Annotated in this window: 16 protein-coding genes; 11 read left to right on the top strand and 5 right to left on the bottom strand. The window is 63.6% G+C overall.

Translation table 11 applies throughout. The annotated features are described in order from the left end of the window. Nucleotides 1-122: 122 nt before the first annotated feature. The 8 genes from CCOS191_RS17265 to glpT all read left to right on the top strand — a co-directional run bounded on the left by CCOS191_RS17265 (nucleotide 123) and on the right by glpT (nucleotide 8,668). Nucleotides 123-578: a (2Fe-2S)-binding protein gene (locus CCOS191_RS17265; protein ID WP_023631311.1), complete on the top strand. Its 456-nt coding sequence runs from the start codon at nucleotides 123-125 to the stop codon at nucleotides 576-578. Beyond that, nucleotides 578-2,824, top strand: coding sequence for a xanthine dehydrogenase family protein molybdopterin-binding subunit (locus CCOS191_RS17270; protein ID WP_046856266.1), 2,247 nt, complete (start codon nucleotides 578-580; stop codon nucleotides 2,822-2,824). The genes CCOS191_RS17265 and CCOS191_RS17270 overlap by 1 nt, the downstream gene beginning before the upstream one ends. A 17-nt stretch (nucleotides 2,825-2,841) precedes the next feature. Further along, complete coding sequence (locus CCOS191_RS17275) at nucleotides 2,842-4,176, top strand: c-type cytochrome (protein WP_046856267.1); 1,335 nt, start codon at nucleotides 2,842-2,844, stop codon at nucleotides 4,174-4,176. Between the two features lie 153 nt (nucleotides 4,177-4,329). Continuing rightward, nucleotides 4,330-5,343: an XdhC family protein gene (locus CCOS191_RS17280; protein WP_046856268.1), complete on the top strand. Its 1,014-nt coding sequence runs from the start codon at nucleotides 4,330-4,332 to the stop codon at nucleotides 5,341-5,343. Nucleotides 5,344-5,426: 83 nt separating this feature from the next. After that, complete coding sequence (locus CCOS191_RS17285; RefSeq protein WP_046856269.1) at nucleotides 5,427-6,008, top strand: hypothetical protein; 582 nt, start codon at nucleotides 5,427-5,429, stop codon at nucleotides 6,006-6,008. Nucleotides 6,009-6,071: 63 nt separating this feature from the next. Further along, on the top strand, nucleotides 6,072-6,626 hold the full coding sequence (locus CCOS191_RS17290; RefSeq protein ID WP_046856270.1) for a lipocalin family protein: 555 nt from the start codon (nucleotides 6,072-6,074) through the stop codon (nucleotides 6,624-6,626). A gap of 59 nt (nucleotides 6,627-6,685) precedes the next feature. Continuing rightward, nucleotides 6,686-6,991: an NIPSNAP family protein gene (locus CCOS191_RS17295; protein WP_046856271.1), complete on the top strand. Its 306-nt coding sequence runs from the start codon at nucleotides 6,686-6,688 to the stop codon at nucleotides 6,989-6,991. Between the two features lie 324 nt (nucleotides 6,992-7,315). After that, the gene (glpT, locus tag CCOS191_RS17300; RefSeq protein ID WP_046856272.1) at nucleotides 7,316-8,668 is read left to right on the top strand and encodes a glycerol-3-phosphate transporter; all 1,353 of its coding nucleotides are present in this window, start codon (nucleotides 7,316-7,318) and stop codon (nucleotides 8,666-8,668) included. Between the two features lie 54 nt (nucleotides 8,669-8,722). Here the strand turns inward: glpT and CCOS191_RS17305 are convergent, their stop codons facing one another. Together CCOS191_RS17305 and CCOS191_RS17310 are read right to left on the bottom strand one after the other, a co-directional pair. Further along, complete coding sequence (locus tag CCOS191_RS17305; RefSeq protein WP_046856273.1) at nucleotides 8,723-9,010, bottom strand: HigA family addiction module antitoxin; 288 nt, start codon at nucleotides 9,008-9,010, stop codon at nucleotides 8,723-8,725. A gap of 14 nt (nucleotides 9,011-9,024) precedes the next feature. Beyond that, on the bottom strand, nucleotides 9,025-9,303 hold the full coding sequence (locus tag CCOS191_RS17310) for a type II toxin-antitoxin system RelE/ParE family toxin (RefSeq protein ID WP_046856274.1): 279 nt from the start codon (nucleotides 9,301-9,303) through the stop codon (nucleotides 9,025-9,027). A 256-nt stretch (nucleotides 9,304-9,559) separates the two neighbouring features. Between CCOS191_RS17310 and CCOS191_RS28030 the strand changes: the two genes are divergently transcribed. After that, entirely contained in the window at nucleotides 9,560-9,961 is a 402-nt protein-coding gene (locus CCOS191_RS28030) for a hypothetical protein (protein WP_156177642.1), read from the top strand. Here CCOS191_RS28030 and CCOS191_RS17315 read toward each other — a convergent pair. Together CCOS191_RS17315 and CCOS191_RS17320 are read right to left on the bottom strand one after the other, a co-directional pair. Then, nucleotides 9,900-10,424, bottom strand: a complete 525-nt coding sequence (locus CCOS191_RS17315; protein WP_442963649.1) for a GNAT family N-acetyltransferase — start codon at nucleotides 10,422-10,424, stop codon at nucleotides 9,900-9,902. The genes CCOS191_RS28030 and CCOS191_RS17315 overlap by 62 nt on opposite strands. Next, nucleotides 10,402-10,611, bottom strand: coding sequence for a DUF1737 domain-containing protein (locus CCOS191_RS17320; protein WP_046856275.1), 210 nt, complete (start codon nucleotides 10,609-10,611; stop codon nucleotides 10,402-10,404). The genes CCOS191_RS17315 and CCOS191_RS17320 overlap by 23 nt, the downstream gene beginning before the upstream one ends. Before the next feature lie 383 nt (nucleotides 10,612-10,994). Between CCOS191_RS17320 and CCOS191_RS17325 the strand changes: the two genes are divergently transcribed. Beyond that, complete coding sequence (locus CCOS191_RS17325) at nucleotides 10,995-11,375, top strand: hypothetical protein (protein ID WP_046856276.1); 381 nt, start codon at nucleotides 10,995-10,997, stop codon at nucleotides 11,373-11,375. Nucleotides 11,376-11,377: 2 nt separating this feature from the next. Then, nucleotides 11,378-12,511: a hypothetical protein gene (locus CCOS191_RS17330; RefSeq protein ID WP_046856277.1), complete on the top strand. Its 1,134-nt coding sequence runs from the start codon at nucleotides 11,378-11,380 to the stop codon at nucleotides 12,509-12,511. A 192-nt stretch (nucleotides 12,512-12,703) separates the two neighbouring features. On the opposite strand, the gene CCOS191_RS27535 is transcribed toward CCOS191_RS17330, so the two are convergent. Then, on the bottom strand, nucleotides 12,704-12,958 hold the full coding sequence (locus CCOS191_RS27535; protein ID WP_082120452.1) for a hypothetical protein: 255 nt from the start codon (nucleotides 12,956-12,958) through the stop codon (nucleotides 12,704-12,706). Nucleotides 12,959-13,176 lie beyond the last annotated feature (218 nt).

Below are 13,176 nucleotides of genomic sequence, written 5' to 3' on the forward strand. Positions count from 1 at the left end.
CTTGCCTGATCCTCTGAACCTGCGGGGTGCATCGATTGCGCAACGGGGCCATGTGCTAGCGTTTCTGGATTGGGGAACAGCGTATTCCCCGCTTCCAGAACCGATGATCAGCAGGTGAGCCCATGGAACTAAGAATCAACCAGCAGACCTACCAGGTCGAGGCTGACGCCGACACGCCCTTGCTCTGGGTGATCCGCGACGACCTGGGCCTGACCGGCACCAAGTACGGTTGCGGCCTGGCCCAATGCGGCGCCTGCTCGGTGCTGGTGGACGGCAATGTGGTGCGCGCCTGCGTCACCCCGGTGGCCGGCGTGGTCGGTCGTGAAGTCACCACCATCGAGGCCATCGAAGCCGACGCCGTGGGCAAGCGCGTGGTCGCCGCCTGGGTCGAGCACCAGGTGGCCCAGTGCGGCTACTGCCAGTCCGGCCAGGTGATGGCGGCCACCGCGCTGCTCAAGCACACCCCCAAGCCCAGTACCGAACAGATCGACGCGGCCATGGTCAACCTGTGCCGCTGCGGTACCTACAACGCCATCCATGCCGCCGTGCACGAACTGGCCCAAGGGGAGAACGCCTGATGAACGCGCGTATCGACACCCCTGACGACCTGGCACGGCTGCGCAGCGGCGAAACGGTCAACCTGTCGCGCCGGCGTTTTCTCGCCGGCAGCGCCATCGGTGCCCTGGTGCTGGGTTTTGGCCTGCCGCTGGGCTCGGCGCGGGTGCAGGCCGCCGCCACATCCCCCGAGCGTGGCACCCAGGTGCCGGCCTTCCTGGAAATCCGCGCGGACGGCAGCGTGCACCTGCTCAGCCCGTTCATGGAGGGCGGGCAAGGCGTCAACACGGCCATGGCGCAGATCATCGGCGAGGAACTGGACGCCGACCCGGCCACCTTCGTGGTCGAAAGCGCGCCAGCGGGCGAGGCCTACGTGGTGATGGAGAACGGCCTGCGCATCACCGGCGGCAGCATGTCGGTGCGCATGAGCTACCCGACCATGCGTCGCCTCGGCGCCCTGGCCCGCGCCATGCTGCTGCAGGCCGGCGCCGAGCAGTTGGGGGTGCCAGTTGGTGAACTGAGCACCGAGCCTGGCAAGGTGGTGCACGCGGCCTCGGGCCGTGCGCTGGGCTACGGCGAACTGGCCGCCAAGGCCATGGACCTGCCGGTGCCGGACCCTGCCAGCGTCAAGCTGCGCGACCCCAGCCAGTTCCGCTGGATCGGCAAGCCGGTGCAGCGCCTCGACGCCTACGACAAGTCCACCGGCAAGGCCGTCTACAGCATCGACGTCAAGGTCGACGGCATGCTCCACGCCGCGGTGCAGCATGCGCCGCGCCTGGGCATGACCGTAGGCAACCTGCGCAACGAGGAACAGGTCAAGGCGATGAAGGGTGTGCACTCGGTGCATCAACTGCCCGGTGCGGTCGCCGTGGTCGCCGAACGCTGGTGGCACGCCAAGCGTGCGGTGGAAGCGCTGCAGGTGGACTGGAAGGAAGTGGCCGCCGACAGCCAGGTGCGGCCTATGCCTGCCGACTTTTCCAGCGATGGCTGGCGCGAACACCTGGCCGCCCAGACCGGGCCGAGCCGCGACGAGGAAAACCATGGCGATGTCGCCGGCGCCCTGGCCGCGGCCAAGACCAAGGTCGAGGCCACCTACCACAACCAGTTCCTCAACCACGCGCAGTTGGAACCGCCCTCCGCCACCGCCCGTTTCAACCCCGACGGCTCGCTGGAAGTGTGGCTGCCCAACCAGGCCCAGGACATGTTCCGCGACGACATCGCCAAGCGCACCGGCCTGGACCCGGCGCGGATCACCCTGCATTCGCCACTCCTCGGCGGTTTCTTCGGTCGGCACTTCCTGTACGACTCGGCCAACCCCTACCCGCAGGCCATCGCCCTGGCCAAGGCGGTCGGCAGGCCGGTGAAACTGATCTGGAGCCGCGAGGAAGAGTTCCTGCGCGATGCCATGCGCCCCATGGCCGTGGTCAAGTTCCGCGCCGCGCTGGACGAGAAAGGCCTGCCGGTGGCCATCGAGGCGATCAGCGCCACCGAAGGCCCGACCGAGGCCATTGCCGGCAAGCAGGGCGACACGGTCGACCCCACCGCCCTCGAAGGGCTGTCGGGCAAGGCCTACGCCATCGCCAACAAGCGTATCGCGCAGATCTATGTCAAAGGCCCGGCCATGCTCGGCTACTGGCGCTCGGTGGGCAATTCGCTGAACGACTTCTTCTACGAGTCGTTCCTCGACGAGCTGGCCGACAAGGGCGGCCACGATCCCTTCGAGCTGCGCCTGCAACTGCTGCGCGACAACCCGCGCCTGACCACCCTGCTGCAGGCGGTGGGCGAGCTGTCCGGCGGCTGGAAGCGCGGCCCGTTCACCGCCGAGGACGGCAGCAAGCGCGCCCGCGGCGTAGCCATGGCCTCGCCGTTCGGCTCGGAGGCGGCGGTCATCGCCGAAGTGTCGCTGGAGAGCGGCCAGGTCAAGGTGCACGACATCTGGCAGGCCATCGACCCGGGCAGCATCGTCAACCCGGCGATCATCGAGGCCCAGGTCAACGGCGCGGTATCCCTGGGCCTGTCCCAGGTGCTGCTGGAAGAATCGGTGTGGCTGAACGGCATGCCACGGGCGCGCAACTACGACCTGTACCCGGTGTTGCCGCCGTCGCGCATGGCCCGGGTGCATGTGCGCATCGTCGAGAGCGGGGCGAAGATGGGCGGCATCGGTGAACCGCCGCTGCCGGCGGTGGCGCCTGCGGTGGCCAACGCCGTGGCCCAGCTCACCGGCCAGCGCGTGCGCAGCATGCCCCTGAGCCGCCATACCTTCAGCTGACACGACAAGGACAGCCCATGAACAACAGCCGATTCGCAAGAACCGCAGGCTGGCTGGCCTTGCCGTGCCTGGTCGCGGCAGGCCTGCTGGCCTGGTACGTCACCCGCGAGCCTGCCACGCCCTTCAGCGCCTCGGACAGCGCCGACGCCGCCCTGGTCAGCCGCGGTGAATACGTCGCCCGCCTCAGCGACTGCGTGGCCTGCCACAGCCTGCCGGGCAAGGCGCCCTTTGCCGGAGGCCTGGAAATGGCCACGCCGCTGGGGGCGATCCATGCCACCAACATCACCGCGGACCGCGAGCACGGCATCGGCGCCTACAGCCTGGCCGACTTCGACCGCGCCGTGCGCCAGGGCGTGGCGCCGGGAGGGCGAAGGCTATACCCAGCCATGCCCTACCCGTCCTATGCCAAGCTCAGCGATGACGATGTGCGCGCGCTCTACGCGTTCTTCATGAAGGGCGTGCAACCGGCAGCCGAAGCCAATATTCCCAGCAGCATTCCCTGGCCATTGAACCTGCGCTGGCCCATCGCCCTGTGGAACGGCCTCTTCGCACCGACCACCGCCTATGCGCAGAAACCCGACCAGGATCCGCTGTGGAATCGCGGCGCCTACATCGTCCAGGGCCCCGGCCACTGCGGCAGTTGCCATACGCCTCGGGGCCTGGCCTTCAACGAGAAAGCCCTGGACGAAAGCGGCGCGCCGTTCCTCGCCGGGGCCCTGCTCGATGGCTGGTACGCGCCGAGCCTGCGCCAGGATCACAACACCGGGCTCGGGCGCTGGAGCGAAGCCGAGATCGTGCAGTTCCTCAAGACCGGGCGCAATCGCCATGCAGTGGTGTACGGCTCGATGACCGAGGCGTTCAACAACTCCACGCAGTTCATGAGCGACGACGACCTGGGCGCGATCGCCCGCTACCTCAAGGCATTGCCCGGCGACCCTCGGCGTGATGGCGCACCCTGGCAGTACCAGGCGACGGCCGCCGCGCCTGATGCGCCCGGCGCGCACACCTACGCGACCCGTTGCGCCAGCTGCCATGGTGCGGATGGCAAGGGCCAGGCCGAGTGGATGCCGCCGCTGGCGGGGGCCACCTCGATGCTGGCCGCAGAGAATGCCTCGGCGATCAACATCACCCTCAACGGCTCGCAGCGCATCGTCGCCGCCGGGGTGCCGGACGCCTACCGCATGCCGGCGTTCCGTGAGCAGTTGTCGGACCGGGAGATCGCCGAGGTGCTGAGTTTCGCCCGCAGTGCCTGGGGCAATCAGGGTGGCGCGGTGCAGGCCAAGGCGGTGGGCGAGCTGCGCGTGCATACCGACCCTGCCAGCAGCAGCCCGATCATCCTGCATATGCGCTGATACCGCCATCGCCGGCAAGCCGGCTCCCACAGGTACAGCGCAGGCCTTCAAACCGATGCGTTCGGAGTGGGAGCCGGCTTGTCGTGGCGACGAACCGCGGCGATGGGCCGCGCAGCGGCCCCGATCACAGTCAACTGAAATACCGAGGACACCATGGAAAGCATCGACCTGCTGGTCCTGCGCACCACCCACGACTGGCTCCAGGCCGGGCACCGCGTGCTGCTCGCCACTGTCGCCCGCACCTGGGGCTCCTCCCCTCGCCCGGTCGGCTCGATGATGGCGCTGCGCAACGATGGGCGGGTGGTCGGCAGCGTGTCCGGTGGCTGTATCGAGGACGACCTGATCCATCGCTACACCACCGCCTATGGTGGCCCCGGCCTGCCCCTGGGCAGGCCCGAGGTGATCCGCTATGGCGTCAGCGCCGACGAGGCCCACCGCTTTGGCCTGCCCTGCGGTGGCACCCTGGAACTGATCCTGGAATTCGAACCGGCAGTATTGCCGCTGCAGCAACTGCTGGAGCACCTCGACCAGGGCCGGCTGATGCGCCGCCGACTGGCCCTGCAAAGCGGCGTGGTGAGCCTGGCCGCCACCGCCACGCCCGAGCAGTTCAGTTTCGATGGCCAGCACATGGTCAACACCCTCGGCCCCGGCTACCGCATGCTGCTGATCGGCGCCGGGGCCCTGGCCGAGTACCTGGCGACCATGGCCTTGTTCAACGGCTTCCGGGTGGCGGTGTGCGACCCTCGCCCCGAACACATGGCCACCTGGGCGGTGGCCGGCGTCGAGCACCTCAAGGGCATGCCGGACGATGCGGTACGCGCCTTCAACGCAGACCTGCGCACCTGCATCATCGCCGTCAGCCACGACCCCAAGCTCGACGACCTGGCGCTGCTCGAGGCCCTGCACAGCCCGGCGTTCTACATTGGCGCCATCGGCTCGCGGCGCAACAGCCAGCTGCGCCGCGAGCGCTTGATCGAGCATTTCGGCGAGAGCGAGGCCTCGTTGCAACGACTGCATGGCCCCATCGGCATCTACATCGGCAGCAAGACCCCGGCGGAGATCGCAGTGAGCGTGATGGCCGAAGTGCTGGCCGCCAAGAATGCCGTGACACTGCCCGGAGCTGTGAGCGTGTCCGCCGCCAAGGCCCTGGAACAGCCAGCCTTGTGAGCGGGCCACACACCGGCCAACTACTGTCTATGCTTGCTCAACGCGAACCACCCCTCGGTATCGACCACAAGGAAGACAGGCCAATGAACTCGACCCTCGCCCGCGCCATCGCTTTCACCTCGCTCATCGGCGCGACCAGCCTCGCCGCCCACGCCGCCGAACTGCCCATCGCCAGCGAGGCGCTGGAAAGCCATATCACCACCGAAGTGACCAAGATCGACCTGCCCAACCGCCAGGTCACGGTCAAAGGGCCCCACGATAAGGACGTGACCTTCCAGCTCACCGAACAGGCCAAGGCCTTGCCCAACCTCAAGGTCGGCGACCAGGTCGACATCAAAGTCACCCGTGCCATCGCCTATGTACTGAACACCAATGTCGGCGGCGCGCCCAAGGCCTCCGAGGAATCGGGCACCATCCGCGCCACCGCGGCCAACCCCAACCCTGGTGGCGAGGCTTTCCGCCAGGTCAAGGTCACCTCGCAGATCAAGAAGATCGACCTCAACACTCATGAAGTCACCCTGCTGCCGCCCGAAGGCAAACTACAGGTGGTCAAGGTCGAGAACCCCGAGCTGCAGGCACGGATGAAAAACCTCAAGGTCGACCAGACCGTCGAAGCCATCTTTACCGAAGTACTGAGCGTGGAAACTTCCCGCCCAGCCCAGTAAAACCTTTGGCCGGCCCGCGCATCGAAAGCCATGTGAGCCTTTCCCCCCTTCAGGAGGTTTCCCATGGCGATGCGCCTGGCCGTGCCGTTTTGCTGCTGCCTCACCCTCGCGCTCACGGGCTGCACCAGCGCCCGCGACGAGCAGCCACCGCCCACCACGCAACAGGTCGAGCTCCAGCGCTACCAGGGCACCTGGTACGAACTGGCGCGCCTGCCGATGTTCTTCCAGCGCAACTGCGTGCAGTCCGAGGCCCGTTATGGCCTGCGCGAGGACGGGCGCATCGACGTCACCAACCGCTGCCTGGAAAACGACGGCCAATGGAACCAGGCCAATGGCATCGCCGAGACGCAGGTGCCCGGCCGCACCGACAAGCTCTGGGTACGCTTCGACAACTGGTTCAGCCGCCTGGCACCGGACCTGACCAAGGGCGAGTACTGGGTGCTGTATCACGACGTGGATTACCGCGTGGCCGTGGTTGGCCACCCGAACCGCGAATACCTGTGGCTGCTGTCGCGCACCCCCACCGTCAGTGACCAGACCCGTGACCAGTTGCTGGCGCTGGCGCGCAAGCAGGGTTATCCCACCGAGCAGTTGATCTGGCGCCAGGCCAAGCCCTAGCTACCTACGTTCACGCCCTGTAAGGTGAGCCACCCAGCTCACCCAAAGGATTGCGTGCAATGATCACCTGCCACCTCAAGTACATCATCGATCCCTACCAGGTCCCCGCCTTCGAAGCCTACGGCAAGCTGTGGATCGGCCTGGTCAACCGCATGGGCGGCAGCCATCACGGCTACTTCCTGCCCAGCGAAGGCGCCAACAATGTCGCCTACGCGCTGTTCAGCTTCCCCAGCCTGGCGGCCTACGAGGAGTACCGCAAAGCCTCGGAAACCGACCCCGAGTGCATCGCCGCCTTTGCCCTGGCCACCGAGCAGCGTTTCATCCTCAGCTATGAACGCAGCTTCCTGCGGCCCGTGCTCGACTGAATTTCCCAGGCAAGACCCAGGCTCCCGCAGGCGCCGGTAAAGCCAACGGCGAACGCCACTGAACTATTGCACCTCGATCACGATCCTCACCTAAGCACCCTCGACCCAGGATCGTCGATCGACAAAGAGCCTAGCCAGTGTCGACCACCACCCTCCCCCGTAGCAGCCCCTCTTGCGCGCAAGTCGCGCGGGAGAGGGCTCGGCTGCGGATAGCGCTGGCCAAGGTTCACAAAACAACAGTATTTCCCAGCAGAACCGGTATTTTTTCTGTAACGAAAATGTAAAATTCGTTTTCGCATACCTATAACAAGCTGGGAGCTTCACATGTTTGCCTTCTTCCGCCCTGCCGCGCACCAGGCGCCGCTGCCCGACGAGCGCGTCGACAGCACCTATCGCCGCCTGCGCTGGCAAATCTTCGCCGGGATCTTCTTCGGCTATGCCGGCTACTACCTGCTGCGCAAGAACTTCTCCCTGGCCATGCCCTACCTCATCGAGGAAGAGGGCTACACCCGCGGCCAGCTGGGCCTGGCGATCTCCGCCATCGCCATCGCCTACGGTTTGTCCAAGTTCCTCATGGGCCTGGTCTCGGACCGCTCCAACCCACGCTACTTCCTGCCCTTCGGCCTGCTGATCTCGGCCGGGGTGATGTTCATTTTCGGTTTCGCGCATTGGGCCACGTCCAGCGTGACAATCATGTTCGTGCTGCTGTTCATCAACGGCTGGGCCCAGGGCATGGGCTGGCCGCCAAGCGGGCGGACCATGGTGCACTGGTGGTCGCAGAAAGAGCGCGGCAGCGTGGTGTCGGTATGGAACGTCGCCCATAACGTCGGCGGCGGCCTGATCGGCCCGCTGTTCCTGCTGGGCCTGGCCTGGACCAACGACTGGCATGCGGCCTTCTACGTGCCCGCCACGGTTGCCGTGCTGGTGGCCGTGTTCGCTTTCGCCACCATGCGCGACACCCCGCAATCGGTCGGCCTGCCGCCGGTCGAGCAGTACAAGAACGACTACCCCGAAGGCTACGATGAGAGCCACGAGCAGGAGTTCAGCGCCAAGCAGATCTTCGTCCAGTACGTGCTGTGCAACAAACTGCTGTGGTACATCGCCCTGGCCAACGTGTTCGTCTACCTGCTGCGCTACGGCGTGCTGGACTGGGCGCCGACCTACCTGAAGGAAGCCAAGCACTTCAGCGTCGACACCACCTCGTGGGCCTACTTCTTCTACGAGTGGGCCGGCATCCCCGGCACCCTGCTGTGCGGCTGGATGTCCGACAAGATCTTCCGCGGCAACCGTGGCCTGACCGGCATCGTGTTCATGGCCCTGGTGACCGTGGCCACCCTGGTGTACTGGCTCAACCCACCGGGCAACCCGACCATCGACATGATCGCGTTGTTCGCCATCGGCTTCCTGATCTACGGACCAGTGATGCTGATCGGCCTGCAGGCGCTGGAACTGGCGCCGAAGAAAGCCGCCGGTACCGCGGCGGGCTTCACCGGGTTGTTCGGTTACCTGGGTGGCTCGGTCGCAGCCAGCGCGGCGATGGGCTACACCGTCGACCACTTCGGCTGGGACGGTGGCTTCGTGATGCTGGTCAGCGCGTGCGTGCTGGCTATTGCGTTCCTGATTCCGACCTTGCGCCATACCAAGGTGGCCAGTGCCGGTCGTGAGGCAGTGGCCTGACAGCCTCGGCTGACGCTCAGGTAAAAGCCCGGGGCCTGAACCCCGGGCTTTTTCTCAAGCGGCTTGATGCAACCGCGTGATCACCGGTTGCTGGCGCTGGCGCGCCTGCCAGATGTCGTAGTCCACCTGGATCGTCAGCCACAGCCGCGCCGTGCTGATGCCGGCCATTTCCAGGCGTACCGCCAGGTCCGGAGAAACCGCCGCTCGGCCATGAAGGACCCGCGACAGCGCCTCACGCGAGAAACCCAGATGCTCGGCGAACGCCTTGACCGTCAAGCCCAAGGTCGGCAGGACATCTTCACGCAGGGTTTCGCCGGGGTGAGGCGGGTTGTGCATAGCCATGATCTTGCCCCTTGTCAGTGGTAGTCGAGATAGTCGACCAGTTCGACATCAAAGCCTGTGAAACGGAATACCAGGCGCCAATTGCCGGACACGCTTATCGACCAGAAACCGAGCCGCTCTCCTTTGAGCGGGTGCAACTGCCAGCCAGGCACATTCATGTCCTCGGCGACCACGGCACTGTCGAGGAACTGCAACTGTCGCCGCAGTCGCTGGACATGGGCAGCCTGAATGCCGCGGGTATTACCCGTTTCGTGGAAGAGCCGCAGGCCTTTGTGGCGAAAGCTGATGAGCATGGGGCACGCATCCGTTCCATGCGACAAAACCGGAGTGTGACCCCACGCGTCACACATGGCAAAGTATCATATGTGACCCCATGCGTCACACCCTGCCGATGAAAATGTCATGCACTGCCTACGTGGAGCTACCAAAGGCTGTGAAGCGTCGAAGGATCTCGCCATACTCGCACTATCAGCTGTTCAGAAAGACAAGACGCTCCAGGGATAGCCGATCCGGCGTCTATACATGGAAGCAAGATTTCAGGAGCCACAGTTGACCGCCCCAGCCTTCACCCCAGAGTACCTGGCCAGGCACGTTGGCAATGGGCCAGTCGACAAACAGGTCAGAAACTGGCTCGCCACACTCCCCAGCCTGGAGCGCATCGCCTTTCTGAAGGACCTGTGGTCTATCAATACCCGCTACGCCCTGTTGCTGACACAAGGCGCCAGACTCTCCCGGCAGGAAAATGCAGCATTGCTCCGCCACTGGCTGGAGTCAGGCAACCATAATGCAGCGCAGGCGCTGATCAGCTATTTGGAACCCGTACTCGGCAGACGGGTGTTCTGGCGCATCGCCGCACAATCAGCACTCACCGAGGCGATGGGCGACTTCCTCAACTATCACAGCCAGGGTCGGCTGGACGCCGAACGCTCACCGCCAACGGTTTGCACATGAATACCCGGGAGAAACCATCTACCTCTGCGCGATGGGTTTCGCGGTAGCCGAGCCTCTGATAGATCCCGATGTTCTCCGCCATCCGCTCATGGGTGTAGAGCCTGATCGCCGCACACCCTGCTGCACGTGCATGGGCCTCGGCAAAATCGAGCATGTGTCGACCGATACCCTGCCCTTTGCATGCAGGTCGTACGGCAACGTTCACCAGTAGCAGGTCGCCCTTTTCACGGCGTACAACAAGAACGCCAGCGATACTCCTGGCCTGCATGGCCACGAACACATCGTCGTCACGTATGACCTGCGCATAGTCATCCAGCATGGGGGCTGGCTTACGGCCGATTCGTGCGATATAGGGGGTGTACGCTTCAGCGACCAACTCTGCTATTTCGCCAGCCTCTTCGACACAGGCCGGACGCAGGGTGACCACAGTGCGCATCATGTCACCCTTGAGAGGCGGCGCCATGGACTGGCCACAGTACCGCCTGCGCAGCCACTACATATCCCTTGCTGCTATCGAAGGTCACGCTGGGTGAACCGTAAAGCTGATAGCCCAAGGCCAGGCTCTCGGAAATGCGCTGGCAGAAACTGGCGTCGTCCTTGCCGGTGATCAGGCGATAGACCGGCAGGTCGTTGGGTGGGGACGAGGGCATTTGAGTTCTCCTTTCAAGACCGACGTCAATCGCGTGCGGGGCCGAGCATCATGCCATAGCTACTGCGCCGTTCGCCTCGATGTGTCTGACGCAGCTCCCCAACGGTATAAAAACCCTGCTTGCCATCTGTAGGAGCGGGCTTGCGCGCAATGGCGCCAACAGTGATACAGAAATGACCTACACCAAACACAGCCATTCTGACGTTCAGATCAGCAGCTGGCTCCTCAATTTGCATCTACAGTCAGGTCCGATGCAGCAAGTGCGCAAAAAACACTCCGGTAAAAACACTGCCCGCTTGCAAGCCATCATCGAACGCCAAGTCATGCCACATGGACGCACCACGACCATGGACCTAGAATGCCAGACACGACAAGGATGCACCGATGACCTTTCCTGATGGGCTGCCCGACAACTGTCCGCTACCAGCGGCTGTGAGCTGCTCCGGTATGATTTATATGGTTTCACTCAACAACCCCGTGCACGAACAGGATTGCCTCTCGCAGGCGGAGCGTGGCCGGGCCGCTGACGCAACCGGCGAAAATGCCTGCATTCGCCATGGGTTGTCCGTATTTCCCGACCTTGCCAGCTGCAGCCATCAGCAATCATTGTTCCCAAGACTTGGGAAGTACATTGCTACTGCCAGGCTCGAGCCAAGCCACGGAAAGATTCTGCAGACACCGGCAAAGCGCAACCCTCTCCATATGACGTGGTGGCCATGCAAGGACGTCGAGCGCAAGCTTCTGTTCTCGATGGCGGAGGTTTGAGCATGCTGTGGTCCGTTACCTCTAACCCCATCAGCCCCCGGCCCTTTGAGAAGCTGCATATCGCGGAGGTCCTTTACGAGTTCGACGGCCCCAAGATATTTACCACCTTGGGAAGCGATTCCCTCCTGCGTTTCTGGTACGAAAGCGAGGAAGACCGCGAAGATAAGTTGATTCGCTATCTGGTTACCCCCACCAGCCCCTCTCTGATCCAACAGTTGAAAGCTGGGCACAAAACTGTCCATGACCTGCTCAAACAGAGTTGGCTCTGGGTGGTCGATATGCACTACGACATGTCCCCCGCCATGGCCTGGAGCCTGGAAAGCCTGGATGACGTACCCCTTCAGTTCAAGCCAGAACCCCATGCCACCCTTTGCCCAGAGCATATGCCGCTGCTTTCCTATCGCCTCATCGGGCCGGGTCTGAAGGAAGGCGCAGTACCCGCCAGCGTGATTGCACGAGCGGTCAACAGCCCGGCAAGCGCGCTCAAGAAAATCCTCGAAGTCGTCACGCAAAGCGTCTCGCAAGGGAGGCCGGAAGAGAGTTTCAGGAAATCATACGATCTTCCTGCCACGCGCTTTGCCTACAACAGTTTCGAAGTTTCGTTCAGCATCCCCAACTCCGACCAACTGGATCTGCATACCTCTCCCATAGACACTTATGCCCAAAGTGCGCGCGTGCTCGAGTCGGGTTTGAGCTGGCTTGTCGAGCGGTCAGGCAACGAGCCTGAGATTTCCATACTGGAAGCACTGAGGGACCTGACACCACCGACTCACGGCCAGGTGGAGTCTGCCGAGATTCGCGGGCAGTTGATCAAGAACAATCAAGTCATCCGCCTGAACCGCCACCACCGAAAGTTCATCAGTGAGACGCTCGCCCGGCACCTTACGCAAAAGCACCAACTCGTGAAGACCAGCGGCCAGATCCGAGAACTGGACAAGGACAACCTGACCTTCATCCTCCGTGGCCGCCCCAACGGCGAGACCGAGCTGAAATGTGCTTTCAACGACAGCCTCTACGATGACGTTGTCGAGCACTTCGCCAGCGAAGTGAACATCAGCGTCACCGGCCGCCTCCGGCAATCCAAGGCAGTGCTGGAGATCAGCGATATTGAAGCCATACCGGATGATACTGTTTAGCACTCTTGCAGTATCTATGCGTCTTAAAGTCCCTTAGCTGAACTACCGCTCAGGGAGCACAGTGGCAGGCATCACCAACGTGGGAGCGGGCTTGCCCCGCGATAGCGCCAGCGCGGCCATCCACGCAGCCAACGTCAATCATCGCCAGACATGCCCACTTCTACTACTGCATCCCGCGCAGAATGCGCCACGTCAATGCCGTGTCTGCGGCTCACCTCGTATCTGTACCTGCGCCAACGCCGAGTCCAGCAGTGCGCGTACGGTTTCCATCTCATGCACCGCCGTCAGCGCCAGTGTTGCTCCGAGCGAATGCGGATGCGAGACCAATACCGACTGATGGGCCACGATAAGGGCGCAGCGCACGTATTCCGCCGCCTGAATCAGGGTGTCTTCGAGGTGATGAGGGGAAGGATTGGATGGGGGTGGATCGGGGACGATCTTCAACATTTCGACTTCTCCTGCAGTTAAAGATAGGTCGCCATCCTTCCTTTGCAGTGGAGGGGTGGCGACTACGTACAGGCTGCAAAAACCGGGGCAGAAGAAGGTAACCCGGCAGGTCTGAAGACCTCCCGTACGCAGCCACCATGAAACAAACCTCACAGTGCGGTGATGCACCTGAAGCCTGGCAACGGCGTCCTTCTTCTTTGGCACGGGTTTGCAGACCC

The sequence above is a fragment of the Pseudomonas sp. CCOS 191 genome, from assembly GCF_001007005.1.
In the GTDB taxonomy this organism is placed as follows: Bacteria; Pseudomonadota; Gammaproteobacteria; order Pseudomonadales; family Pseudomonadaceae; genus Aquipseudomonas; species Aquipseudomonas soli.

What these genes read in the sequence shown, in the direction of transcription:
- CCOS191_RS17330 (WP_046856277.1), top strand. Translation starts at nt 11,378, where the DNA reads ATGCTGTGGTCCGTTACCTCTAACCCCATCAGCCCCCGGCCCTTTGAG.
- CCOS191_RS17305 (WP_046856273.1), bottom strand. Translation starts at nt 9,010, where the DNA reads ATGGCTATGCACAACCCGCCTCACCCCGGCGAAACCCTGCGTGAAGAT.
- CCOS191_RS17285 (WP_046856269.1), top strand. Translation starts at nt 5,427, where the DNA reads ATGAACTCGACCCTCGCCCGCGCCATCGCTTTCACCTCGCTCATCGGC.
- CCOS191_RS17275 (WP_046856267.1), top strand. Translation starts at nt 2,842, where the DNA reads ATGAACAACAGCCGATTCGCAAGAACCGCAGGCTGGCTGGCCTTGCCG.
- CCOS191_RS27535 (WP_082120452.1), bottom strand. Translation starts at nt 12,958, where the DNA reads ATGTTGAAGATCGTCCCCGATCCACCCCCATCCAATCCTTCCCCTCAT.
- CCOS191_RS17320 (WP_046856275.1), bottom strand. Translation starts at nt 10,611, where the DNA reads ATGCCCTCGTCCCCACCCAACGACCTGCCGGTCTATCGCCTGATCACC.
- glpT (WP_046856272.1), top strand. Translation starts at nt 7,316, where the DNA reads ATGTTTGCCTTCTTCCGCCCTGCCGCGCACCAGGCGCCGCTGCCCGAC.
- CCOS191_RS17295 (WP_046856271.1), top strand. Translation starts at nt 6,686, where the DNA reads ATGATCACCTGCCACCTCAAGTACATCATCGATCCCTACCAGGTCCCC.
- CCOS191_RS17325 (WP_046856276.1), top strand. Translation starts at nt 10,995, where the DNA reads ATGACCTTTCCTGATGGGCTGCCCGACAACTGTCCGCTACCAGCGGCT.
- CCOS191_RS17280 (WP_046856268.1), top strand. Translation starts at nt 4,330, where the DNA reads ATGGAAAGCATCGACCTGCTGGTCCTGCGCACCACCCACGACTGGCTC.
- CCOS191_RS17265 (WP_023631311.1), top strand. Translation starts at nt 123, where the DNA reads ATGGAACTAAGAATCAACCAGCAGACCTACCAGGTCGAGGCTGACGCC.
- CCOS191_RS17270 (WP_046856266.1), top strand. Translation starts at nt 578, where the DNA reads ATGAACGCGCGTATCGACACCCCTGACGACCTGGCACGGCTGCGCAGC.
- CCOS191_RS17290 (WP_046856270.1), top strand. Translation starts at nt 6,072, where the DNA reads ATGGCGATGCGCCTGGCCGTGCCGTTTTGCTGCTGCCTCACCCTCGCG.
- CCOS191_RS17310 (WP_046856274.1), bottom strand. Translation starts at nt 9,303, where the DNA reads ATGCTCATCAGCTTTCGCCACAAAGGCCTGCGGCTCTTCCACGAAACG.
- CCOS191_RS17315 (WP_442963649.1), bottom strand. Translation starts at nt 10,424, where the DNA reads ATGGCGCCGCCTCTCAAGGGTGACATGATGCGCACTGTGGTCACCCTG.